This window comes from Streptomyces sp. NPDC013317 (genome assembly GCF_055563155.1).
On sequence record NZ_JBVHDX010000001.1, the window covers coordinates 766,343 to 789,107 of the forward strand.

Genomic DNA, 22,765 nt, shown 5'->3' on the forward strand with positions numbered 1-22,765 from the left:
TTCTCTCCTTCCGGCAGACGGGCGAGGTGGCGGCTTTCAGCGTGCGAGCGAGGCGGAGGCATCGGCCGGCCCGCCACCGGCCGCGACGGCTCCGGCGGCGGCGCGCGGCAGCCACCGCTGGTGCACGGGCGCGGCGGGCCGCCGCAGGAGTTCGAGACGTGGCGGCACCCGGTCCGTACGGGCCGCCGGCGGCCGGCCGCTGCCCGCCCTCCAGGACGGTGCCCACGGCGCGGCCGGGCCGCGGTAGCCCTGGGCGGCGGCCGCGTGCAGGGTCCACAGCGGGTCGTGGAGCTGGGCCCGGCCCACACCGCACAGGTCGGCGCGGCCCGCCAGGATGATCGAGTTCACGTCGTCGTACGTGGAGATGGCGCCGACCGCGATGGTCGGGACCCCGGTGGCGTTACGGATCAGGTCCGCGTACGGGGTCTGGTAACTGCGCCCGAACCGTGGCCGCTCGTGGGCGACGACCTCGCCGGTGGAGACGTCGATGGCGTCGGCGCCCGCCCCGGCGAGGGCACGCGCGATGCCCACGGCGTCCTCCTCGCTCAGCCCGCCCTCGGCCCAGTCGGCGGCCGAGATCCGGACCAGCAGCGCCTTCCCGGCGGGCCACGACTCCCGCACACGGCGCAGCACTTCGAGGGGGAAGCGCAGCCGGCCGGCCAGGCCTCCGCCGTACTCGTCGGTGCGCCGATTGGTCAGCGGTGAGAGGAACCCGGACATGAGATGCCCGTGCCCGTACTGCAGCTCCAGGGCGTCGAACCCCGCCCGGTCGGCCCGCTGGGCCGCGCGCACGAAATCCCGTACGACCAGGTCCATGTCGCCCCGGGTCGCCTCGCGTGGCACCGGACCCCCCGCTTCCCAGGGCAGCGGCGACGCGGCGACGAGCCGACCGGCGGCCGCACGGCGCCCCGCGTGGGTGAGCTGGAGGCCGAGGCAGGTGTCGCTCTGGCCGTGCACGAAGCCGGTGATGCGCCGCCACGCGGCCTCCTGGTCGTCGTTCCAGAGTCCGGGGCAGCCCTGGTCAGGGCGGGCGTCGGCGCTGACGGCCGTCATGCCGGCGACGACCAGGCCGGCCCCGCCGAGGGCCTGCGTGCTCAGATGGACGAGGTCGAAGTCGCCCGGGACGCCGTCACGGGCCGTGGCGAGCGCGGTGGGTGGGACGACGACACGGTTGCGCAGGTGCAGCCCGCCGACGCGGAAGGGCCGGAACATCGGCGGCACGGACGCGGTGCCGTTGACGGCCGTGGTGAAGGCCTCGTCGCGGACGCGCAGATTGTCGTACGTGACGCGACGGCTGCGGGTCAGCAGGTTGAAGGCGAACTGGTGCGGGTCCTGACCGGTGTAGCGGTCGATGTTCTCGAACCACTCGAGACTCGCCTGCGCGGCCCGCTGGGTGGACTCCACGACCGGACGGCGCTCGTCCTCGTACGCGGCGAGCGCGCCGGGGATGTCCGCCGGATGCTCGTGCAGACAGGCCGCGAGGGCGAGGGCGTCCTCCATGGCGAGCTTGGTGCCCGAGCCGATGGAGAAGTGGGCCGTGTGGGCCGCGTCGCCGAGGAGGACCACGTTCTCGTGCCGCCAGGTGCGGTTGCGCACCGTCGTGAAGCGGAGCCACTTGGAGTTGTTGGGGAGCAGCCGGTGTCCGTCCAGGTGCCCGGCGAGGATCTCCTCGCACACCCGGATGCTCTCCTCGTCGCTCGCCCCCGGCGGGGACGCCCGGTCGGCGGAGTCGGCGAACCCGGCGCGGTGCCAGGCGTCCTCGTCCAGTTCCACGATGAAGGTGGAGCGCGTGTCGTCGTAGGGGTACGCGTGCACCTGGAGGGTGCCGAACTCCCGCTCCTCCACGATGAACGTGAAAGCCTCGAAGACCTTGTCCGTGCCGAGCCACATGTACCGGCCCGAGCGCTCGTCGAGGTCCGGGCCGAACGTGCCGGCGTAGGCGGCCCGGGTGGCCGACCGGACTCCGTCGCACGCCACCACCAGGTCGTACGCGGCGGCGAGCCGGTCCGCGGCCGGCGCCTGCGTGCGGTAGCGGACGTCCACGTCGAGCTCGGCGCAGCGGTCCTGGAGGATCCGCAGCAGACTCCGTCGGCCGAGGGCGGCGAAGCCGTGGCCGCCGGAGGTGAGGGTCCGGCCCCGGTAGCGGACGTCGATGTCGCTCCAGCGGGCGAACTCCGCGGACATGGCGGCGTGGACGACCGGGTCGGCGCTCGCGATCCCGTCGAGCGTCTCGTCGGAGAAGACGACGCCGAAGCCGAAGGTGTCGTCGGGCGCGTTGCGCTCCCAGACCGTGACCTCCCAGTCCGGGGAGAGCTGCTTGGCCAGCGCCGCGAAGTACAGGCCGCCGGGCCCTCCTCCGATGACCGCTACGCGCACGGGGTACCTCCAGTGGTTCCGGTGATGAGCTCGGGGGCCTGCGGGCCCGCCATGGTGAGGACCTCGCGCACGTCCGCGGGCCAGGGTGAGGTGCCGGTGGCGCGGGCCGCCGAATGGGCGACGACCATGCGGCCGGTGGCGGCCACCGTCCCTTCCGCGCCGCGGACGGTGAAGGCGTAGTGCAGGGAACTCGTACCGACCTTCGTGACGCGCAGCTCCGTACGGACGGCCTCGCCGAACCAGAGCCGGGCGCGGTAGTCGGCCTCGAAGTGCACCCGGGGCGTGCTGCCGAAGAGATGGGACAGACCCAGGCGGCGCAGCAGCACGGCCTCGGCCGCCTCGACCCAGCGCACGACGGTGGAGTGGTGGTAGTGCCCGGCGGCGTCCGTGTCCGGCCATTCCACCCGGCGCTCCACCGTGACACCGGGCAGGCGCGGGGACGGCGGCACGGCGGCTCCGGCGGAGCGACCGCCCTCGGCGGCGCGGCCGGCCCGGGCCTCGGCCCGTGCGCGCTGTCGCAGTTCTCCGCGCTGGAGCTTGCCGTTGGCCGTCCTCGGCAGTTCCGCGACGAACTCGACGGCGCGGGGGTACTTGTACGGAGCGATGGCCTGCTTGACGTGGGCCTGGAGCTCCCGGGCGGTGGCCTCGGCCGCGCGGGTGCCCTCGCGCAGGACGACGTACGCCTTGACGATCATGCCGCGCCCCACGTCGGGAGCGCCGACGACACCGCACTCCTCGACGTACGGATGGGCGGCGAGGGCCTTCTCGACCTCAGGGCCGGCGATGTTGTACCCGGAGGAGACGATCATGTCGTCGCTGCGGGCCACGTACCAGAAGTACCCGTCGGCGTCCCGTATGTAGGTGTCGCCGGTGATGTTCCAGCCGTTCCTGACGTACGTGGTCTGCCGCGCGTCGGAGAGGTAGCGGCAGCCGGTCGGCCCCGTCACGGCGAGCAGCCCCGGCTGCCCGTCCGGCACCGGATCGCCCCGGTCGTCGACCACGGCGGCGCGGTATCCGGGGACGGGCCGGCCCGTGGAGCCGGGCCGGATGTCCTCGTCGGCGGCGGAGATGAAGACGTGCAGCATCTCCGTGGCACCGATGCCGTCGATGATGCGCAGGCCCGTCGCGGCGTGGAACTCCTCCCATACCGTGGCGGGCAGGGGTTCTCCGGCGGATACGCAGCGGCGGAGACCGGACAGCTTCCCGGTCGCCCCGGCGGCCATGATCGCCCGATAGGCGGTGGGCGCGGTGAACAGGACGGTCACCCCGTGCGCGGCGACCAGTTCGGCCAGCTCCTCGGGGGCGGCCTGTTCGACCAGCAGGGTCGCGGCGCCCACGTGCATCGGGAAGACCACGAGTCCGCCGAGGCCGAACGTGAACGCGAGCGGCGGCGTGCCGGTGAAGACGTCGTTCGGGCCGGGCTTCAGGACGTGCCGGGAGAACGTGTCCGCGTTGGCGAGGACGTCCCGGTGGAAGTGGAGGGTCGCCTTGGGGCGGCCCGTCGTACCCGAGGTGAAGGCGATCAGCGCCACGTCGTCCGCGGCCGTCTCGACCGCGGTGAACCGGCCTTCCTTCTTCGCGCAGAGGGCGGTCAGATCGGCGTCGCCCGGGCCCCCGTAGGAGATGACGGGCATGCCCGGCGGCCCGGGACTTCCCGGAGGATCCGGCGGAGCCGCGGCGGCGAGTTCCGCGACGTAGCGGTGGTCGCACAGGGCGACCGACGGCCGGCTGATCTCGCACAGCTCGGCGAGTTCGGCGGCGCGCAGCAGCGGCATCGTCGTGACGGCCACACCGCCGGCCTTGAGGACGCCGAACCACGCGGCCACGAGCCAGGGGTTGTTGGGGCCGCGCAGGAGTACGCGGTTTCCGGGTCGGAGCCCGCGATCCTCGGTGAGCACCTGGGCGACCTGATCGGCGCGCCGCTGGAGCTCGCCATAGGTCCAGCGTCCGGTCGGGGTCAGCAGACAGGGCCGGTCGGGGCCCCAGCGCTCGACCGCGTCGTCGAGCAGGCGGCGTGCGCAGTTGAGGCGGTCGGGATAGGCCAACTCCGGCAGATCGAAGTGGAGTTGAGGCCAGAGCGAGAAGTCGGGAAGCCGGTCGCGGCAGAAGGGGTCGGCATGCGCCGAGGGGGAGAGCTCCATGGGGCGGCACCTCAATCAGGGAGCAGCGGGAGATGGGGCAAGTATCTCGATAATTTGGCGGCCGTCAACTTTCCGCGATAAATCTGAACCCCCTCGGCGCCCTCGGAACCCCCCTCGCCGCGCCGCGGCCGGCTCATGCGAGCGGCAGCCGCACCCGCACGCACTTGCCCAAGTCGTGGGCGATGACGAGGAGTTCGCCGCCCGCCTCGGCCGTCAGCAGCTGGATCAGGAGCAGGCCCCGCCCGCACTCGGCGTCCGGGTCGACCTCGGCGGGTTCGGGCAGGCGCGGCGGAACGGCCGCTCCGTCCGCGACCTGCAGGCACAGCCAGCCCTCGCCGCGTGAGACGCCGACGCGCATGCGGTCCGTCGCGGCGGCGGCGTGCCGGACGACGTTGCCGACGAGCTCGCTGACGGCGAGCAGGAAGGTGTCCGCGACGTCGGAGGTGATGCGCCACCCTTCGAGCAGAGTGCGGACGCGCGAGCGGACCACGGGGACGGTCGCGGCGGTGGGATCGGGGACCCAGCGGACGAAGGCCTGAGTGGGGAGCGGGGTCCGGGCGCGTTCCGACGGGCGGCTCGGCGCGTGGGGCGTCGAGTGAGGCATCGGGTGAGGGGCCGAGTGTGGCGTCGAGTGAGGCGTCGAGTGGGCCGGCGTATGGCCGGAGGCGTGCGCGGCGGCCGGAACGCGGGGCGCGGGACGGGCGGTGGCGGTGAGCATGACGTGCTCCCAGAGGGGCTGCGCAACGCGACCGCTCGGTCACTCGTGTAACTAACTCGAGAGTCGGACAGCCGTTGGGCTTGTCGTCGGCGGAAACGCGTCGCTAGAGTTTTGATAACACGTGTAACACGTTACGTCTCCCCGGGCTCCGGGCGCAAGCATTTCGGACAAAGCGCTACGAATCCCGGGGCCGGCAGAAGGGCCGCAATGACGCAATCCCACCCGGCCGAGTTCGACCTGGCCGACATGACCTGGCCGCCCCCGCCCTACCAGTCCCCGGTCCCGCCCGTCAGGGACGAGCACGGGGTACGCCACTTCCACGGGGTCACGTACGCCACCACGCCCGGGTACCGCCCACGCCTCCTCGATGTCCAAGTGCCCGCGGGCGAAGGGCCGTTCCCTGCCGTCGTCTGGATCCACGGCGGCGGCTGGCTGGACGGCGACCGCCGCTACCCGCCGCCGACCGTCCCGGCGCCCCTGCTGCACGGATCCGTCCTGGCCGCCGGGCTCGCGCTCGTCTCCGTCGACTACCGGCACAGCCTCGAAGCCCCCTTCCCGGCCCAGCTGCACGACGTGAAGGCCGCGATCCGTTACGTTCGCCGGTTCGCCGACGCCCTCGGCATCGACCCGGACCGGATCGCCGTCTGGGGCGAGTCGGCGGGCGGCCACCTGGCGGCCCTCGCCGGCCTCGTCGGCCCCCACAGCGCCGACGCCGAGGCGCTGGAGGGCGCGCACGGGGTGGGTGCCGGGGACACCGGTGTCAGGGCTGTCGTCGACTGGTACGGAGTCTCCGACCTCGCCGCACTTGCCGGTCAGCCCCTGCCGGGAATGCCTTCCGGCGGCGACTTCCCCGACCCGTACGAAGCCCTCCTCGGCGGCACCGAGGCGGAGCGCCCGGCGCTGGCCCGGGTCGCGAGCCCGGTGACGTACGCGGCGGGTTCCAACCCGCCGCCGTTCCTGCTGGTCCACGGCACGGGAGACGGTCTGGTCCCGTACAGCCAGAGCGAGGCGCTCGCCGAGGCCCTCGCGGGGGCGGGCGGCGAGGTGACCCTGCGCGCCGTCGAGGGCGCCGACCACATCTTCCTGGGCTCCGCGGACATCCCGGGGATCGTCGCGGAAAGCGTCGCTTTCCTGGCCCGGCACCTGGACGCGAAGGTCTGAGGGCCACGGGGGAGGGGCGGGTCGGCCCGGGGCCCGAGGCTTTCCCGTGCCGGTACGCCTCAGGTCATGCCTGAGGTTCTCGTGCCGGTACGCCTCAGGTCATGCCTGAGGTTCTCGTGCCGGTACGCCTCAGGTCAGGCCCGAGGCTCCCGGCGCCCGGTACGCCTCCGGTGAGGGCTCCGAGGCTCCCGGCGCGGTACGCCACCCCTACCCGTTCCCCCTCGCCCTTGCCCGCCCCCTTCCCAGCCCCGTTCCGTCTCCTCCCTTTCCGTATACCCCTCCCCTTTCCGTTCCCGTCGGCACTGCTCGTGCGCCCGAACAGGCGGTCCCTGTACGGCCCTTCGGAGTCGCCGACCCCCCCAGAGCCGCTGGCATCCCCGCGGCCGCGAGAGGCACACCCATGTCCACGACACCGGTCACCCCTTCCCCGCACTCCGAGAGACCGCCGCGCACCGAGACGTCGGCAGCGCGCAATCAGGGCGTCCTCGCCGCGGGGTTTCTCCTGCTCGGGTTCGCCACGCTGCCGGCCTTCGCGGTCCGGCCCGACCCGGTGAACCCGCCGTTCCAGGCCCTCGACGACCGATGGCTGGCATGGATGGGCGGCCCGCACGACGGGCCGTACGCCGTCCTCGCCGCCGTCCTGAACTGGTTCGGAGGGCCGCTGGGTGTCGTCGTACCGCTGGCCCTGCTGTTCTTCCTGCTCCTGCGCCGACGGTGGGTCTCGGCCGGTTTCCTGCTCGGCGTCTACCTCGTGGGCAATCTGCTCGTCGTCCAGGGACTCAAGCACCTGGTGGACCGGCCCCGCCCGGCGAACCCGCTGGTCCGCGTCGACCACGGCTCGTTCCCGTCCGGCCACGCGGCCGGAGCGGCTCTGCTCGTCGTGCTCGTCGGGGTGCTGCTGGTCCCGGCTGCCAGGCGGCGGGCGTGGTGGCTCGGTGGCGTGGTGTTCACGCTGGCCATGATGTGGAGCCGTACGTGGCTTCACGCGCACTGGCTCACCGACACCGCGGCCGGTGCGGCCGCAGGTGCGGGGGCGGGTCTGTTGGCGTGGTGGCTCTGTGCCCCCGCGCTCGCCCGGGAGGCCGCCCGCGACCGCCGGGGGGCGGCCGCGACGGTCCCGGACGCCGCCCCCGCGCTTCCGTAGCCGACGCGTCGCGTGTGCTTCGGTCGAGCATGCCTGACCGAAGCACGCGCAGCCCGAGCGCACGCGCTCAGGCGGGCGCGGTCCGCGGTTACGCGGCGGGGGCGCGGCACGGTCCGAAGCGGCACGGTCCGACGCCGCGTGGTCCGGCGGCGGTGGCCGATGAGACGGAGGCCGTCGAGCACGCAAGGCGCGCTCGACGGCAGCCCGGACGCGGGCGGCGGCCGGTGTCCGACGACGCGCGGTCCGGTATCGCGCCGTCAGGCGGTCCGGCTCGGTGTCGTGCGGTCCCGGACCGCGCGTTCAGGCGGTCTGGCCCGTATCGCGAGCGGTCCGGAGCTGAGCGGTTCGGAGCCGAGCGGTCCGGCGTCGTGCTGTTCAGTCGCGCGCGCTGCGGTGAGCACGGCTGCGTGCCTCGCGGTCGGCAACGCCCGGCCTGCGGGTCCAGCGATCAACGGCGCCGCGGCCGCAACCCGGCCCCGGCTGGCTTCGACGAGGCCGGCGCCCGGATCGGAGCGCAAGCGCCAGCGCGCCCCCGGCAGCGCGGCGACGGTGGCTCGCTGTCCCGGGCCGCTCGCGCCGGAAGCCGTCGTGCGACCGGCTCAGGACGTCTGGCGGTGGACGAGTACGGCCTCTATGGCCGGGAGGGGCGCGGTCGACCCGGTCTCGATCAGCTCGTGCAGCGCGTCCGCGACCTGCGCGGGCGTGGCCAGGTCCAGGCGGACCGTCGTGAGCGCGGGCTGCTGGAGACCGGACAGGACGAGGTCGTCGGAGCCGACGATGGCCACGTCGTCCGGGACGGCGATCCCCTCGGCCTGGAGCGCGTGCATCAGCAGCGCGGCGTACTCGTCGTTGTAGGCGAAGACGGAGTCGAGACCCAGACCCGCCCAACGCCGGGCGAGCGCGGTGGCCGACTCCCGGGAGTAGGCGAGCTCCAGCGGGGTGACGGTGGCCATGTGCCGGGCGGCCACCGACTCCGCTCCCGCGAGTCGGGGCGCGGCGAGCACGCCGAGGCCGCGCTCCTGGGGCATGACGACGCCGATCCGGCTCCGGCCGCGGGTGATGAGGTGCTCGGCGGCCGCCGCGCCGATGTGGGCGTGGTCGAAGCCGATCGTGTGGACGCCGGGCACCGGTCGGGAGGCGAAGGCCAGCACCCCGCGTACTCCGGCGCGGCGCAGCAACTCGGCGGCGTCCCGTGTGAGTCGGTCGCCGTCGAGGGCGACGACCGCCGCCGGGCGCAGTTCGGCCCACGCCCGGGCGGCGTCGACGGCGTCCGTGAAACGACCCGCGTGGAGGACGGCCGTGTAGCCGTGGCGGTCGAGTTCGCTGTGCAGGTCGTCGACCCAGTCGCTCACGAGCCGGCCGATCGCGGAGATCGACGCAGGCATCAGGACGAGGTTGGTGCGTCCCGCGCGCAGGGACCGGGCGGCGGCGTGCGGGACGTAACCGAGCCGGTCGGCCGCGTCGAGGACGCGGGCACGCGTGTTCTCGCTGACCCGGTGCCCGGGGGTGTTGTTGAGGACGAAGGAGACGGTGGCGCGCGACACGCCCGCAAGGCGTGCCACATCGGCGCTCGTGATCGAGGCGGGGACGGGGGTTTCTTCTGCCATGACGTCCCGTGACGCTCCTTGCGAGGCTCGTGTCTGCGCGGATGCCTTCCGTAGCCCCAAGGTTACACGAGTTAGATCACGAGCATGGTGGGTCGCGTGCGACATTCACGCGACCCCTCCATGCGCCGCCTCCTTCACGCTCCCTCTCTCTTACGTCGCCAAGCCTCACGTGCTTACGTCAGCGGGCCTCGCGTGGCCGCTCCGTGCAGACGGCGCGTGTCACCGGCGAGGTCCCCGACGGCGGTCACCGTCGAGGCGAAGCGCATCGTGGTGCGCGTCGCCGTCTCGTACGGGTCCCACGCCGGCATCTCCGCATGGTCGGGGTCGCCCGTACGGGCGAAGGCGATCCATGCCCGGTGCATGGCGCGCGCGAGGCGGTCACGGACCGCGGGGTCGAGCCCGTTCAGGAACGGCGCGTGAGCCCACCGGTCGAAATTGGCGAAGACGAAGGGGAGTTCGAGACAGTGGGCGGCGCCGAGACGGCCGTCGTACGCGGGCGTGGGCAGGTCGAACTGGTACGCCCTGACCGGCCGCCCGGCCTCCGCCCTGCCCTCCGCGAGTCTCAGGGCGGGCACACGGAAGAGTTCGTCCGTGATCAGGTCCATCAGCACGTCGGCGGGGCGAGCGCCGGGGCGGGCCCGCTCGTACGCCGCGTACACCTCGGGCGCGGCGTCCGCCCCGAAGGTCTCGGCGATCCGGGCGGTCACCCGCTCCCGGTCGGCGGCGGCGTACCCGGGGTCGAGGGCGAAGCCGAAATTGGCCTCGTCGCGGGTCCAGCCGATCATCACGTCGATGCCGGTCGCCGCGCCGTGCAGCAGGGCCTCCACGGGGTGGCGTGTCAGGGTGACCCCGTCGATGACGGGCAGGAACGGGGTCGGCCAGTAGCCCCAGCGCGTCGTGTGGGCGAAGAGCCCCGCGGTCGCGCCGATCAGCGCCTGCCAGGGCAGCTCGCGCAGTTCGGCGACGGTCTTGACGCCCGCCAGTTCCATGAAGGCGGCGGTGCGCTCCGCGTACGCGTCCGGGCCCGGGAGGTCGAGGCCGAAGGGCGGGCTCTGCAGGATCACGCGCTTGATCAGCCCCTGCGCCTCGGGAAGTCCGGCGAGTGCGGCGGTGGAGACGGCGCCGCCCGACTGTCCGGCGACCGTGATGTTCTCCGGGTCGCCGCCGAAGGAGGCGATGTGTGCCGCGATCCAGCGGAGCGCCGCCAGCTGGTCGCTGAGCCAGGGGTTGCCGGCGCCCGCGGGGTTGCCCTCCTCGGGTCCGGTGTAGAGGTAACCCAGCGGCCCGATGCGGTAGTTGACGCTCACCATCACGAGGTCGCCGTCCCGGGCGAAGGTCTCGCCGGAGTAGTTGGGGAGCGATCCCGACCCCGATACGAAGCCGCCACCGTGGATCCACACGAGCACCGGCCGCCGGGCCCCGTCGGCCGCCGGGGTCCAGACGTCGAGAGTGAGGCAGTCCTCGTCGAAGGGCGGCGATCCGTGCCCGCCGAGCACGGGGTCCCCGCCCTCCATGTAGGGCTGTGGAGCGCTGGGGCCGTCGGCGGTCGCGTCCCTGGTGCCGGCCCAGCCCGGGTGCGGCCGGGCCGGGCGCCAGCGCAGGTCGCCGACCGGGGGAGCGGCGTAGGGGACGGCACGGAACACGGTGATCCCGCCCTCGACGGCGCCGCGCAGGTGCCCTGAGGGGAGGTCGACCAGCGTCCGGTCCGGGTCCGGGGTGAGAGCCATGAGCCAATCCTTCCTGGATCGCGCGCCGAGCACGCGCCGACCCGCCGAGAGTATTGCGGAAAATCGACGACCGTCAATTGTTCTCCATATAGCGCCCGTTCGGGGTTCGCCCTGTCACAGCCAGAGGCTGTTGTCGGCCGACCGCTCGGCCTCCGTTCTCAGCAGGGGCGCGAAAGCCCGCCACAGCACCAGGCACGTTCCGGCTCCCGCCACCGCGCCGACCAGGGTGTCGCTGAGCCATTGGGCGTGCAGCCAGGTGCGGCTCCACATCATGGCGACGACGTAGGAGGCGCCGACGGGCCACCACCAGCGTCGCGCGCGGGGCGGGAACAGCACGATCGCGGCCGCGACCACCAGTGTCACGGCGCTGAAGACCTGGCCGGAGGGGAACGAGCCGTCGTTGACGAGGACCCAGGGGTGGGGCGGTCGCGGGCGTTCGACCAGGTGCTTGAGCGGCAGCACCACGACGACGCTGGAGGCGACGGCGGCCGAGCAGACGAAGAGCGCCGAGCGCCAGCGGCCGTAGACGCACAGGCAGGCGCTCACGATGAGTGGGAGGACCACCCCGATCGGGCCGCCGAGCCGGTCGAGGACGGTGGCGAACCCGGTGGCCGCGTCGACGCGTGAGCCGTTCATGGCCGCCGCCCAGCGATCGTCGAGTGCTTGGGTGAACGGGCGGTCGCCGGCCAGGAGCAGCAGCCCGAACAGCAGCGACGCGGCGAGCAGCGCGAGACCGGCGGTGAGCGCGTGGCGTGGCGGCGCTGACGGGAGGTGGTGGACGGGGAGAGAGGGCGGGGCGCTGGGGAGACGGGCGTCGGACGGACGCGACATGGCGGGCCTTTCACGGTCGTTCACCCCGGGCGGTGGGGGCACGCGGGAAGGCGGTCGCGGGGTGCGGGGTGTGGGGTGTGGGGTGCGGGAGTGCGGTGAGTAGGAGTGCGGCAGTGCGGTGAGCGGGGGTGCGGCAGTACCGGATTTGCGGTGAGTGGCAGCGCGGGGCACGGGGTGCGGTGGTGCACCCAAGGGGGTGGCGTGGTGCACCGAAGGGTGTGCGGTGCGCGACAGCGCCGACGGCGGTACGAGTCGGCTTGAGTGCCGGGGCCGTGGGGGCCCTCGCGGTGGGGGCGGCGCGATGGTGCCGCAGTGATGGGCACGGAGTATTGCGGATGCGTGACCGCCGCCACAAGGGCAAGAGGGTTTCGGGACGCGATCTCCCTGGTCAGTGCGGCGCCAGGTTGGTTACACGTGCTCGACGTGCGCATCTCTCGTCGGTCACGATCCGTGCAACGACCCTGCGAAAGCTCTAGCCGAGTCCGGAAATGGGTGCTACACAGTGTCCAAGCGCTGCGGGTAACACGTGTAACAACATCATGTTGCCGCAGCCGCCGGCGGCGGCTTCCGGTGACACCGCGGTCCCGCGCGACCGCTCACGCGGCCTCCCTCCTCACCGGGACCCACCGCTCACCCGCCTATCCGGAACCGGTGCGGTGCCCGCCCGTACCGCGCGTCCCCGTACTCCGTTTCCGCACCACAGCCGGTCCCGCACACCTCCACCTCCCCACTCCGTCCTCCCAGGAGTCGTCATGGCCACGAACGAGCTGACCGATCCGATCGATCCGCCCACGCCCGGCACCGGGGCCCCCTCGGCCACCGCCTCGGAACCGGAAGCTCCGCGCCAGCGCGCGCTGATGTTCCTCCTGCTGGTCGCCAACTCCGCCATGATGGCGGTGTACATGGGAGTCGGCTCCGTCCTCCTGCCCACCCAGGTGGCAGCGATCGCACCGGACGACAAGGTGGCCGTCCTGGGCCTGATCGGGGGCATCAGCGCCGTCTTCGCCACGGCCTTCAATCCGATCGCGGGCGCACTCTCCGACCGCAGCGGGCGCCGCAACCCCTGGATCCTCGGCGGCGCCCTCGGCGCGCTGATCAGCCTGGCCGTCCTCGGCAGCGTCTCCACCGCGCTGTTCGTCGGCATCGGCTGGTGTCTGGTCCAGGCGACGATGAACACCTTCCAGGCGGCGGTCACCGCGATCGTCCCCGACCGGGTGCCCGCCGCCCGCCGCGGCACGGCCTCGGCGCTGGTGGGGCTCGGGATGCCGATCGGCGGTACCGCCGGCGTCCTCGTCGCCTCGCAGACCGTGACCCACCTTCGTACCGGATACCTGGTCTTCGGCGCGATCGTCGCCGTCGCCGCCCTGCTGCTTTCCGTCTTCTGCCGTGACGTTCCCCGCGCCGAGCCCGTGACGAAGGCCCCCAAGGGATCCCAACTCGCCGCCTTCCTCTCCGCGTTGGCGAACCACGACTTCCGGTGGGCCTTCATCGGCCGCGCGCTGATGGTGCTCGGCTACTTCTCCGTCGTCGGCTACCAGCTGTACATCCTGGGCGACCACGTCGCGCTGCCCGCCGGGCTCACCCCGCCCGCGGCGATGGCGATCCTCACCCCGGTGTCGATGGTCGCCGTGGCGCTGTCCACCGTCGTCGGTGGCCTGCTGTCCGACCGCTGGGACCGGCGCAAGGTCTTCGTCGGCGTGTCGGCCGCGCTGGCCGGACTGGTGATGGTGGTGCCGGTCGTCAGCCCGACCTGGACCGGCATGCTCGTGTTCAGCGCCCTCAACGGCCTCGCCTTCGGCTGCTTCATGGCCGTCGACACCGCGCTCGTCACGCTCGTCCTGCCCCGGGCGGAGGACGCGGCCCGCGACATGGGCGTCCTCAACATCGCGAACGCCGGCCCGCAGATCATCGCCCCCTTCGTCGCCTCCGCCATCGTCACCGGTCTGGGCGGCTACACCCCGCTCTTCCTGGCCGGCGGCGCCCTCTCGCTGATCGGCGCGCTCGCCATCCTCCCGATCCGCAGCGTGCGCTGACCCCTCCCGGCCGGCCCGCTACGGGCCCACCTTGCTCCGGCGGGCACCTGCCGAGGGTCACGTGCCCGCCGGTAACAGCACCACCACCCTCGCTCCACCTGCACCACCCCGCACCACCACCCTCGCCTCGCACCACCACCGGCACCTCCCTCCCTCTACCTAGGAGCCTTCTGTGAGACGCAAGCGAGTTCTGCCTCCGGCCATGCTGATGCTGTGTGCGGCGGCCCTCGCCGGCACCGCGCCCGCCGTCGCCTCGCCGCAGACCGCCCCCCAGGCACCCGCGCGGCCCGCCGCCCCGCTGCGGATCCTGCTCACGAACGACGACGGCTACAACGCGCCCGGCATCCGCAAGGCGTTCGAACGGCTCACCGCCGCCGGACACGACGTCACCATCGTCGCCCCGCTCACCAACCAGAGCGGCACCGGCACGAAGATGTCGAACGCCCCCACCATCACGGTGAAGCACCCGGAGCCCAAGGTGTGGGCCGTCGACGGATCCCCCGGCGACTCGGTGGCCTTCGGCCTCTCCGAGGTCTTCGAGGGCCGCGCCCCTGACCTGGTGGTGTCCGGTACCAACTTCGGGCCGAACGTCGCCGGGCTCGCCACCCACTCCGGTACGGTCGGCGGCGCCGTGACCGCCCTGGAGTCGGGCGTGCCCGCCATCGCGCTGAGCACGGGCGGCGTTTCGGTACCCGACCCCGTCACCACGGTCAACGCCATGGGTCCGACCCTCGACTTCGCCGTCAAGCTCATCGACCGGCTGCGCGCGCGGGCGAAGTCGGGCCCGCTGCTGCCCGAAGGGGTCGGCCTGAACGTCAACCACCCCGTCGTCGGGGCCGACGGGCGGGGCACCGCCGCCGGGGTGTCCGCGACCTTCCAGGACGCGCAGACGATTCTCGAACCGGACTTCACCGACTCCGGCGACGGCACCTGGAAGGTCGACGTGAAGGTCGACCTGGGCTCACCCGCGAAGGGAGGCGACCTGGAGGCCGTCAGCGGCAACCGGATCGCCGTCAGCCCGATGAGCGGCGACTGGAACACCGGCCCCGCCGACCACGCCATCGCCTCCGCCCTGATCGTCGGTCTGCGGCCCTGACCACCTCGTGCCACCAGCCCATTCAGGAGGACGGATGAAGAGGCCCGGAGAGCGGCCCACTTCGGCACGATCCCTGCTCGGTACGGCGCTCGCGCTGCTGGCGCTGTTCACGGCGACGGCCCCCGCGTCGGCGGCCACCACCGCCGTGGGCGCGGCGCCGCGCCCCGTGGTCACCGTCGCGCAGGGCAAGCTGCGTGGCCAGAACCACGATGGGGCGCAGGAGTTCCTCGGCGTTCCGTACGCCGCGCCCCCGATCGGCGAGGCCCGGCTTCGGGCGCCCCGCGAGCCGCGCCGCTGGAGCGGCGTGCGCGAGGCGGACAGCCAGGCTCAGGCCTGTGTGCAGTTCTCGCCGTTCGGCCTGGCGGACCCGTCCGCCGCCGGCGAGGACTGCCTCTACCTGGACGTGTACCGGCCCCGGGGAGCCGGGGCGGGATCCCGGCTCCCGGTGATCCTGTGGATCCACGGGGGTGCGTACAGCCAGGGCACCGGAACCCAGTTCGGCGGCCGGACGATGGCCGACCTCACGAACAGCGTCGTGGTCAGCATCAACTACCGCCTGGGGCAGCTGGGTTATCTGGCGCTCCCCGAAGTCGTACGGGAGGGCCCGCGGCGCTCCGGCTCGTTCGGCCTGCTGGACCAGGTCGAGGCGCTGCGCTGGACGCGGCAGAACATCGCGGCGTTCGGGGGAAACCCCGGCAACGTGACCGTAGCGGGGCAGTCGGCGGGCAGTGGTTCGGTGTGCGGACTGCTCGCGGCGCCCTCTGCGGCGGGTCTGTTCCACCGCGCCGTGCTGCAGAGCGGCCCGTGCACGATGATCCGCACGCCAGACAGCGCGCGGGCCGCGGCGCAGGCGCGGGAGTTCGCCGAGGCGGTCGGCTGCGCCGATCCGGCTCGGGCGGCCGTGTGCCTGCGCGCCGCCCCGGTCGGCGCGCTGGTCGAGGCGGCGCGCACACGGCCGACCTCGGGTCCCGCCTCGGGTGACGGGCTGCTTCCGGTGGATCCGGCGGAGGCGATCGGAACCGGGGAGTGGAACAGGGTGCCCGTGCTCATCGGGAGCACGCGCGCGGAGTCCCGGCTGTTCGTGGCGTTCTCGCAGCCACGACTGACGGAGGCCGAGTACACGGCACAGATCCTCGCGGGGTACGGGACGGCGGGTCCTGAGGTGCTCGCGCACTACCCGGTCTCGGCGCACGGCTCGCCGTACCTCGCGCTGTCGGCGGTCATGACCGATTCCTCCTTCGCCTGTCACACGGCCTGGACGACGCGGCTGTTCGCCTCGCAGGTGCCGACCTTCGCCTACGAGTTCGACGACCCCGAGTCGCCGACTCTGGCGGGTGCGCAGGTTCCCGGGCTCGACATGTCGAACGCGCACAGCGCCGAGCTGGCCTACCTGCACGACTTCACGGCGGGCGACCGGCCGCTGACGCCGGTCCAGACGGCGCTCGCGACACGGATGAAGCGCTACTGGGGAGCCTTCGCCCGCTTCGGCGCGCCGGCCGTCCCGGGCCAGACCGCCTGGCCCGCGACCGGCATCGGACCCGCGACCGGCATCGGAAAGGGGGAGGGGGAGGGGAGCGGACGCGGAACCGGGCCGGTCACGGTGCTGACGCTCGATCCGGAGGCGACGCGGCCCAGCTCGTCGTTCGAGACGGACCACCAGTGCGCCTTCTGGCGGACGCACCCGAGCGGACCGCCGCTGTAGTCACGACGGCAGTAGCGACACGGCAGTGACGACACGGCAGTCACGACACGCCGGGCATCGCGCACCCGCTCCCGGTGCGCGATGCCCCGGCGTGGCGCCCGCATGGCTGCCGTACCACTGCGACACCTGTGGGCCGCATGAAGCGGCATGAAGCGGCACCAAGCGGCACGAAGCCGCATGAATGCGCACCCCACGGGTAGCCGCCGCCCGTGGCGGCAGGAGCGCGTTCCCGGCACCGGTCGCCCGCGAGGCGAGTGGTCGGTGGAGACGAGCGATGTGTCGCCGGACTCGGGGTGCGCGGCACGTCATGCGGTTCGCGGAGGCGAACGATGAGTTTTCCCTTGCCCGACAGTGTCGATGCCCTCAAGAGCATGATCGAACGGGAGATCTCCTCCCTGCGCGGGGCGGTGCGCCGTACCACCGGGAGCCAGCTGCGCGGCCCGGCCGCCAGAGAGCTGGCCTCACCCGTGCAGACTCTGGCCCTGCTGCCGCCCCACGTCGGCGCGGACGGGGCCCCACGGTGTCTGTGCAGTACGCATGAGCCCGGCGGCAGCGGAGTCTGTACGGTGCTCCCGGCGATCCCCGCGTCGGCCGTGCTGCTCGAACCCGTGTGGGACGAGCTGGACAGCGTCCTGGACTTCCGGATCGTGGCCGGCAACCGCGTGCGGTCGGCGGACTGGCTGGAGCCCCCGGACCATCTGGTCGGACAGCGGTTCCTGGAGGCGCGCCCCGGCGCGGCCCACTCCGGGCTGCTGACCGCTCTCGCGGACGTGGTGGACACCGGCAGGCCTCTGGACGGGCGGGTGGTCGACTACACGGAGGAGCGCCTCGGCCGGATCCACCGGACTCCGCTGCTCTACTCCGCGGCCCGCTGCGGCGAACAGATCCTCGCGACCTGGCGTCCCGTGCAGAGCCAGGCGGAACTGCTGACGATCGACGCGCAGTACCTGGCGTCGCTGGGGTGGGGCAACTGGGACCTGCTCTCGGGGAAGGTGACCTGGTCGGAGGGGCTCAGCCGGATCTTCCACGCCGAGGTGCGCATGCCGTGGTCGCTTGAACAGCTGTGCGACGCGCTGCTGCCGGACGATCTGACGGCGTTCTCCGAATTCCTCACCTCCGTCCTCGCGGGCGAGGAGCCCGCCTGGACGAGGATCCGCTTCCTCGTGCTGGGCGAGGTCCGCACGCTCGACCTTCTGGGGCGGCCGGTCGCCGGTACGGACGGCAGACCGTGGGCCGTCAATCTCGTGGCGCGCGACCTCACCCCGCAGATCCGCAGCCGACGGAGACTGGCCGAGACGGAGCGGGAGTCGGACTGGCTGCGGCGCCGGACGGAGGCGGAGCGGAAGGTCGCGGACGCGCTGCGCGAGGCGATTCTCCCCACCGTCCCGGAGGCGCTGGCGGCGGTCGGCCTGACGGTGGCGGCCTCCTACCGGCCGGCGGAGTCCGACGCGGCGGTGGGCGGCGACTGGTACAAGTGCCGGCTGCTGCCGGACGGCCGGGTGTTCGTCGCGATCGGCGACGCCTCGGGGCACGGCCTGGAAGCCGTGGCGCGTATGGCGCAGCAGCGGCACGCCCTGGCGGGTCTGGCACAGACCGGCGCCTCCGCCGGCGAGATCACGACCTGGCTGAACGAGCTGGTGTGCAGTGATCCCGCCGGGCAGACGGCCACGGTCGTGGCCGGCCACATCGACCATGACAAGACCCTGCGCTGGGCCGACGCCGGGCATCCCGCGCCGCTGCTCCTGCGCGACGGCGGCGTGGAGCCACTCGTGACCGACCACCGCGGCCCGCTGCTCGGAGCGTTGCCGGGGTACGCGTACGAGACCTCGTCGATCCCGCTGCGCTCGGGCGACGTGCTGGTGCTGTACACCGACGGCATGGTCGAGCGCCGGGACGAGGACGTGAGCGTCGGGATCGACCGGCTGGAGCGTGCCGTGGCCGCCTCGGCCGCGCTGGACCCACCCCAGCTCGTCGACACACTGGTGGCCGACCCCGAGATCGCGGGCCAGGAGGACGACGCGTGCCTGCTGGCGGTCCGGGTCGACTGAGCGCCCGTACCCGGAATCGGGTCGTCCACCGCCCACGGCGACCTCGCACCGCCGGCGGGATCCACGCCGCGGTCCGCGCGCCGAATCGAGGACGGCGCTGCATGATCGGAGAGCCCGGGTCGTGCCGCGCCCGGCGTGGAGCCGGAACGAAGGAGTGCCGCACGGTGCGCATCCTCATGGTGGGGGCGGGAGGTGTGGGCACGGCGATCACCAGGATCGCGGCCCGCCGCTCGTTCTTCGAACACGTCGTCGTCGCCGACTACGACCCGGCCAGGGCGGATTCGGCCGTCGCCGCCCTCGGGGCGGACGAGCAGCGGTTCACGGCGGCCCGGCTCGACGCCTCGGACACGGGCGCGGTACGCGCGGCCCTGACCGAGCACCGCTGCGACGTCCTGCTCAACGCCACCGATCCCCGCTTCGTGCTGCCCCTCTTCGAGGCCGCGCTCGCCGAACGCGCCCACTACCTCGACATGGCCATGTCCCTGTCCCGGCCCCACCCCGCGCGCCCGTACGAGGAGTGCGGCGTGAAGCTGGGCGACGAGCAGTTCGCCCGTTCGGCCGAGTGGGAGGCGGCCGGCCGGCTCGCGCTCGTGGGCATGGGCGTGGAGCCGGGCCTCGCGGACGTGTTCGCCCGGTACGCGGCCGACGAACTCTTCGACGAGATCGAGGAGATCGGCGTCCGCGACGGCGCGAACCTCACCGTGGAGGGCTACGACTTCGCGCCGTCCTTCAGTATCTGGACGACGATCGAGGAGTGCCTCAACCCGCCCGTCGTCTACGAGGAGGGCCGCGGCTGGTTCACCACGACGCCCTTCAGCGAGCCGGAGGTCTTCGACTTCCCCGAGGGCATCGGGCCGGTGGAGTGCGTGAACGTCGAACACGAGGAGGTGCTGCTGGTCCCCAGATGGCTGAAGGCCCGCCGCGTCACCTTCAAGTACGGTCTCGGCGACGAGTTCATCGGTGTCCTGCGCACCCTCAACAGACTCGGACTGGACCGCACGGAGCCGGTGACCGTGAACGGAGCGGACGGCAGGGTGGCCGTTTCGCCGCGTGACGTCGTCGCCGCCTGTCTGCCCGACCCGGCGACCCTCGGCGACCGGATGCGCGGCAGGACCTGCGCGGGCACCTGGGTCAAGGGGACCAAGGACGGCAGGCACCGGGAGGTCTACCTCTACCACGTGGTCGACAACGAGTGGTCGATGCGCGAGTACGGCTCCCAGGCCGTCGTGTGGCAGACCGCCGTCAACCCCGTCGTCGCCCTCGAACTCGTCGCCTCCGGCGCCTGGCAGGGCAGGGGCGTCCTCGGCCCCGAGGCACTGCCGCCGCAGCCCTTCCTGGATCAACTCACGGAGTACGGGTCGCCATGGCACATGCGCGAGCAGTGACGGGCCGCCCGGCCGCTCCTGCGCATGCAGGGGCGGACCACCCTCCCTACGATGTAGGCGTAGGTCTCGCTGTTCTGTCTGGCTCGACGGGAGCGAGGGAACATGGCCGCTGAGGATGGAGCGCCCACGGGGCGCCCCGTGGGCCTGAAGGCCAACGCGATCGGCTTCGTCGACGCGCTCGTCATCGGGCTCAACTCGACATCACCCGCGTACTCGCTCGCGGCCGTCATCGGCCCGATCGTCGCCCTGGTCGGCATCTACGCCCCGGGCGTGATGTTCGCGTCCTTCGTGCCGATGCTGCTGATCGCATCGGCGTTCTACTACCTGAACAAGGTCGACCAGGACTGCGGTACGACCTTCTCCTGGGTCACGCGCGCGATGGGTCCCTGGGCCGGCTGGCTGGGCGGCTGGGCCATCGCGATGACCGGCGTCCTGGTCGTCGGCTCGCTCGCCGACGTCGCCGTGAGCTTCGCCCTGCTCGCGTTCGGACTCGACAGCTGGGTGGACAACACCTTCGTACGCCAACTGCTCACCGTGCTCCTCATCCTGGTGATGACGGCCGTCTGCGTCATCGGCACCGAACTGTCGGCCAAGGTGCAGAACGTCCTCATCCTGGCCCAGGTCGCCTGTCTGCTGATCTTCGTGGGGGTGGCGCTCTACAGCGTCTACGCGGGCACGAGCAAGTACCCCGCGATCGATCCCCAGTTCAGCTGGCTGAATCCGTTCGGCGCCGGCGGCGCCGCGCTGAGCGGAGGCCTGCTCCTGGGCGTCTTCATCTACTGGGGCTGGGAGTCGGCGGTCAACCTCACCGAGGAGGTCGAGGACTCCGCGACCGCCCCGGGGAAGGCCGGACTCTGGTCGACCGTGATCCTGCTCGTGACGTACGTGTCCGTCGGCTTCGCGGTCGTGGCCTACGCCGGGCCGACCTTCCTGGCCGAGAACGCCGGCGAGGAGGAGTTCATCTTCGCCCAGCTCGCCGGGGACGTGATGGGCGGCTGGGACTGGATCCTGCTCCTCGCCGTCTCCACCTCCGCCATCGCCTCCACCCAGACGACGATCATCCCGGCCTCGCGTACCGCGCTCTCCATGGCGCGCCGTCAGGCGCTGCCCGCACACTTCCGGCACATCAACCCGCGCTTCCGCACCCCTGACGTGAGCACGTGGTGGGTCGCAGGGATCGCCATCGCCTGGTATCTCGTGGTGAGCCAGATCAGCGAGAACGCGCTCTTCGACTCGCTCACCGCGCTCTCCCTGCTCATCGCCTTCTACTACGCGCTGACGGGGCTGGCCTGTGCGGTCTACTACCGCCGCCATCTCTTCGAGAGCGTCCACAACTTCCTGCTCATCGGCCTGGGCCCGCTGGTGGGCGCCGGGCTGCTGACCTGGCTCCTGGTGAAGTCCGTGATGGACATGTCGGACCCGGAGAACTCCTACAGCGGCACGTCGTGGTTCGGCCTCGGACCACCGCTCGTCATCGGGATCGGCATCGCCGTCGTCGGTGTGATCATCATGCTGGTATGGCGTCTGCGGGCGCCCGCGTACTGGCGGGAGCGCCCCGGCGTCGCGGACCCCGAGCTGGTCCACGGCCACGGATCCGGGCACGCCGCCCCGGGCAAGGAGACCTGAGATGTCGGTCGTCCTGGGTTACGACGAATCCCCCGGCGCCGCCCGTGCCCTGCGCATCGCGGTCGAGGTGGCCGCCGCCTTCGACGAGCGTCTCGTTCTGGTCTACGGCGCGGCGGCCCCCGGCCCCACGGGCGAGGAGACCGCGTCCCACCGCGAGGCGGTCCGCCAGGCCGGCCGGATCGGTCTGGAACACGCGGTCACGGAGGCCGACCGCGCGGGTGTCCCGACCACGGTCGAGGTGATCGACGACAAACCCGCCCCGGCCCTGATCGACGCGGCGAACCGCCATGGGGCACGCGTGATCGTGGTGGGCAGCTGGGGCGAAAGCCCCATGCGCGGCGCCCTCCTGGGCTCGACGCCCCACAAACTGCTGCACATGTCGACCGTCCCGGTGCTCTGCGTCCCGCCGGAGGAGTGAGCACCGGGCGTCGAAGGCGGCGGGCACGCGAGGCGAAGGCGGCCCGGACTCCGTACGGATGCGCCCGATGAGTTCCGGCGTGATCCACGGTCATAGATCATGGCTGGTGACGAACGAGCCCGCCGCGAAGCCGACGAGATACCGAGGAAACCATCATGCGTACTCTGATCAGCACCGCCTTCATCTCGCTCGACGGCGTCGTCGAGGCCCCGGGCGGCGAGCCCGGCTACCGGAACTCCGGTTGGACCTTCAAGGACATCGACTTCGTCCCCGAGGCGTATGAGATCAAGGGTCGTGAACAGAAGGAGGCCGCGGCGATGATGCTGGGCCGGACCAGCTACGAGGCCTTCAGTGCGGTGTGGCCCGGCATGGCGGAGTTCGCCGACTACAAGGTGATGCCGAAGTACGTCGTCTCCACCACGCTCACCGAGGACGACCTCGTCACGAACTGGGGCGACACCACGATCCTGCGCACGCTCGACGACGTCGCCGCGCTCAAGGAGACCGAGGGCGGCCCGATCATCGTTCATGGCAGCGCGTCCCTCAACCAGGCTCTTTCCGACGCCGGCCTGATCGACCGCTACCACCTGCTCGTCTTCCCGCTCCTGCTCGGCGCGGGCAAGCGCCTCTTCAGCGCCACGGACAAGGACGCCCAGAAGCTGAAGCTCGTCGAGCACGAGGTGTACGCCAACGGCCTGCAGAAGAACGTGTTCGACGTCGTCCGCTGACCGGGCGCGCCGCCTGCGGCCCCG

Annotated in this window: 16 protein-coding genes and 1 pseudogene; 10 read left to right on the forward strand and 7 right to left on the reverse strand. The window is 72.5% G+C overall.

What is annotated here, in order from left to right; translation table 11 throughout:
- Nucleotides 1–36: 36 nt before the first annotated feature.
- From ACZ3IJ_RS03275 to ACZ3IJ_RS03290, 4 genes and pseudogenes are all read right to left on the reverse strand, one after another.
- Entirely contained in the window at nt 37–2,376 is a 2,340-nt protein-coding gene (locus ACZ3IJ_RS03275) for an oxidoreductase (protein ID WP_467465951.1), read from the reverse strand.
- Nucleotides 2,367–2,825: an acyl-CoA thioesterase gene (locus ACZ3IJ_RS03280; protein ID WP_467466261.1), complete on the reverse strand. Its 459-nt coding sequence runs from the start codon at nt 2,823–2,825 to the stop codon at nt 2,367–2,369. Before ACZ3IJ_RS03280 ends, ACZ3IJ_RS03275 begins: the two co-directional genes overlap by 10 nt.
- 33 nt (nt 2,826–2,858) lie before the next feature.
- Nucleotides 2,859–4,517 (reverse strand): annotated as a pseudogene (locus ACZ3IJ_RS03285) (AMP-binding protein); the annotation flags it as partial.
- Nucleotides 4,518–4,650: 133 nt separating this feature from the next.
- The gene (locus ACZ3IJ_RS03290) at nt 4,651–5,121 is read right to left on the reverse strand and encodes an ATP-binding protein (RefSeq protein ID WP_467465952.1); all 471 of its coding nucleotides are present in this window, start codon (nt 5,119–5,121) and stop codon (nt 4,651–4,653) included.
- A 321-nt stretch (nt 5,122–5,442) separates the two neighbouring features.
- On the opposite strand from ACZ3IJ_RS03290, the gene ACZ3IJ_RS03295 reads away from it, so the two are divergent.
- Complete coding sequence (locus tag ACZ3IJ_RS03295; RefSeq protein WP_467465953.1) at nt 5,443–6,396, forward strand: alpha/beta hydrolase fold domain-containing protein; 954 nt, start codon at nt 5,443–5,445, stop codon at nt 6,394–6,396.
- Between the two features lie 400 nt (nt 6,397–6,796).
- Nucleotides 6,797–7,540: a phosphatase PAP2 family protein gene (locus tag ACZ3IJ_RS03300; protein WP_467465954.1), complete on the forward strand. Its 744-nt coding sequence runs from the start codon at nt 6,797–6,799 to the stop codon at nt 7,538–7,540.
- Nucleotides 7,541–8,139: 599 nt separating this feature from the next.
- On the opposite strand, the gene ACZ3IJ_RS03305 is transcribed toward ACZ3IJ_RS03300, so the two are convergent.
- The 3 genes from ACZ3IJ_RS03305 to ACZ3IJ_RS03315 all read right to left on the reverse strand — a co-directional run bounded on the left by ACZ3IJ_RS03305 (nt 8,140) and on the right by ACZ3IJ_RS03315 (nt 11,705).
- The gene (locus ACZ3IJ_RS03305) at nt 8,140–9,147 is read right to left on the reverse strand and encodes a LacI family DNA-binding transcriptional regulator (RefSeq protein WP_467465956.1); all 1,008 of its coding nucleotides are present in this window, start codon (nt 9,145–9,147) and stop codon (nt 8,140–8,142) included.
- A gap of 173 nt (nt 9,148–9,320) precedes the next feature.
- The gene (locus ACZ3IJ_RS03310; RefSeq protein ID WP_467465957.1) at nt 9,321–10,874 is read right to left on the reverse strand and encodes a carboxylesterase/lipase family protein; all 1,554 of its coding nucleotides are present in this window, start codon (nt 10,872–10,874) and stop codon (nt 9,321–9,323) included.
- A gap of 114 nt (nt 10,875–10,988) precedes the next feature.
- Nucleotides 10,989–11,705: a phosphatase PAP2 family protein gene (locus ACZ3IJ_RS03315; protein WP_467465958.1), complete on the reverse strand. Its 717-nt coding sequence runs from the start codon at nt 11,703–11,705 to the stop codon at nt 10,989–10,991.
- Nucleotides 11,706–12,457: 752 nt separating this feature from the next.
- Here ACZ3IJ_RS03315 and ACZ3IJ_RS03320 point away from each other — a divergent pair.
- From ACZ3IJ_RS03320 to ACZ3IJ_RS03355, 8 genes are all read left to right on the forward strand, one after another.
- A complete protein-coding gene (locus ACZ3IJ_RS03320) occupies nt 12,458–13,738 on the forward strand; it encodes an MFS transporter (protein WP_467465959.1) in 1,281 nt (426 codons plus the stop codon).
- A 172-nt stretch (nt 13,739–13,910) separates the two neighbouring features.
- Nucleotides 13,911–14,834, forward strand: a complete 924-nt coding sequence (surE, locus tag ACZ3IJ_RS03325) for a 5'/3'-nucleotidase SurE (protein WP_467465960.1) — start codon at nt 13,911–13,913, stop codon at nt 14,832–14,834.
- A 34-nt stretch (nt 14,835–14,868) separates the two neighbouring features.
- The gene (locus ACZ3IJ_RS03330; RefSeq protein WP_467465961.1) at nt 14,869–16,536 is read left to right on the forward strand and encodes a carboxylesterase/lipase family protein; all 1,668 of its coding nucleotides are present in this window, start codon (nt 14,869–14,871) and stop codon (nt 16,534–16,536) included.
- Between the two features lie 341 nt (nt 16,537–16,877).
- Nucleotides 16,878–18,584 (forward strand): PP2C family protein-serine/threonine phosphatase, encoded by a 1,707-nt coding sequence (locus ACZ3IJ_RS03335; protein ID WP_467465962.1) that lies wholly within the window; start codon nt 16,878–16,880, stop codon nt 18,582–18,584.
- Between the two features lie 164 nt (nt 18,585–18,748).
- Nucleotides 18,749–19,969, forward strand: a complete 1,221-nt coding sequence (locus ACZ3IJ_RS03340) for a saccharopine dehydrogenase family protein (RefSeq protein ID WP_467465963.1) — start codon at nt 18,749–18,751, stop codon at nt 19,967–19,969.
- Nucleotides 19,970–20,071: 102 nt separating this feature from the next.
- A complete protein-coding gene (locus ACZ3IJ_RS03345; protein ID WP_467465964.1) occupies nt 20,072–21,595 on the forward strand; it encodes an APC family permease in 1,524 nt (507 codons plus the stop codon).
- 1 nt (nt 21,596) lies between these two features.
- Complete coding sequence (locus tag ACZ3IJ_RS03350) at nt 21,597–22,013, forward strand: universal stress protein (RefSeq protein WP_467465965.1); 417 nt, start codon at nt 21,597–21,599, stop codon at nt 22,011–22,013.
- A gap of 155 nt (nt 22,014–22,168) precedes the next feature.
- Nucleotides 22,169–22,741: a dihydrofolate reductase family protein gene (locus ACZ3IJ_RS03355; protein WP_467465966.1), complete on the forward strand. Its 573-nt coding sequence runs from the start codon at nt 22,169–22,171 to the stop codon at nt 22,739–22,741.
- The last annotated feature ends 24 nt before the right edge of the window (nt 22,742–22,765 follow it).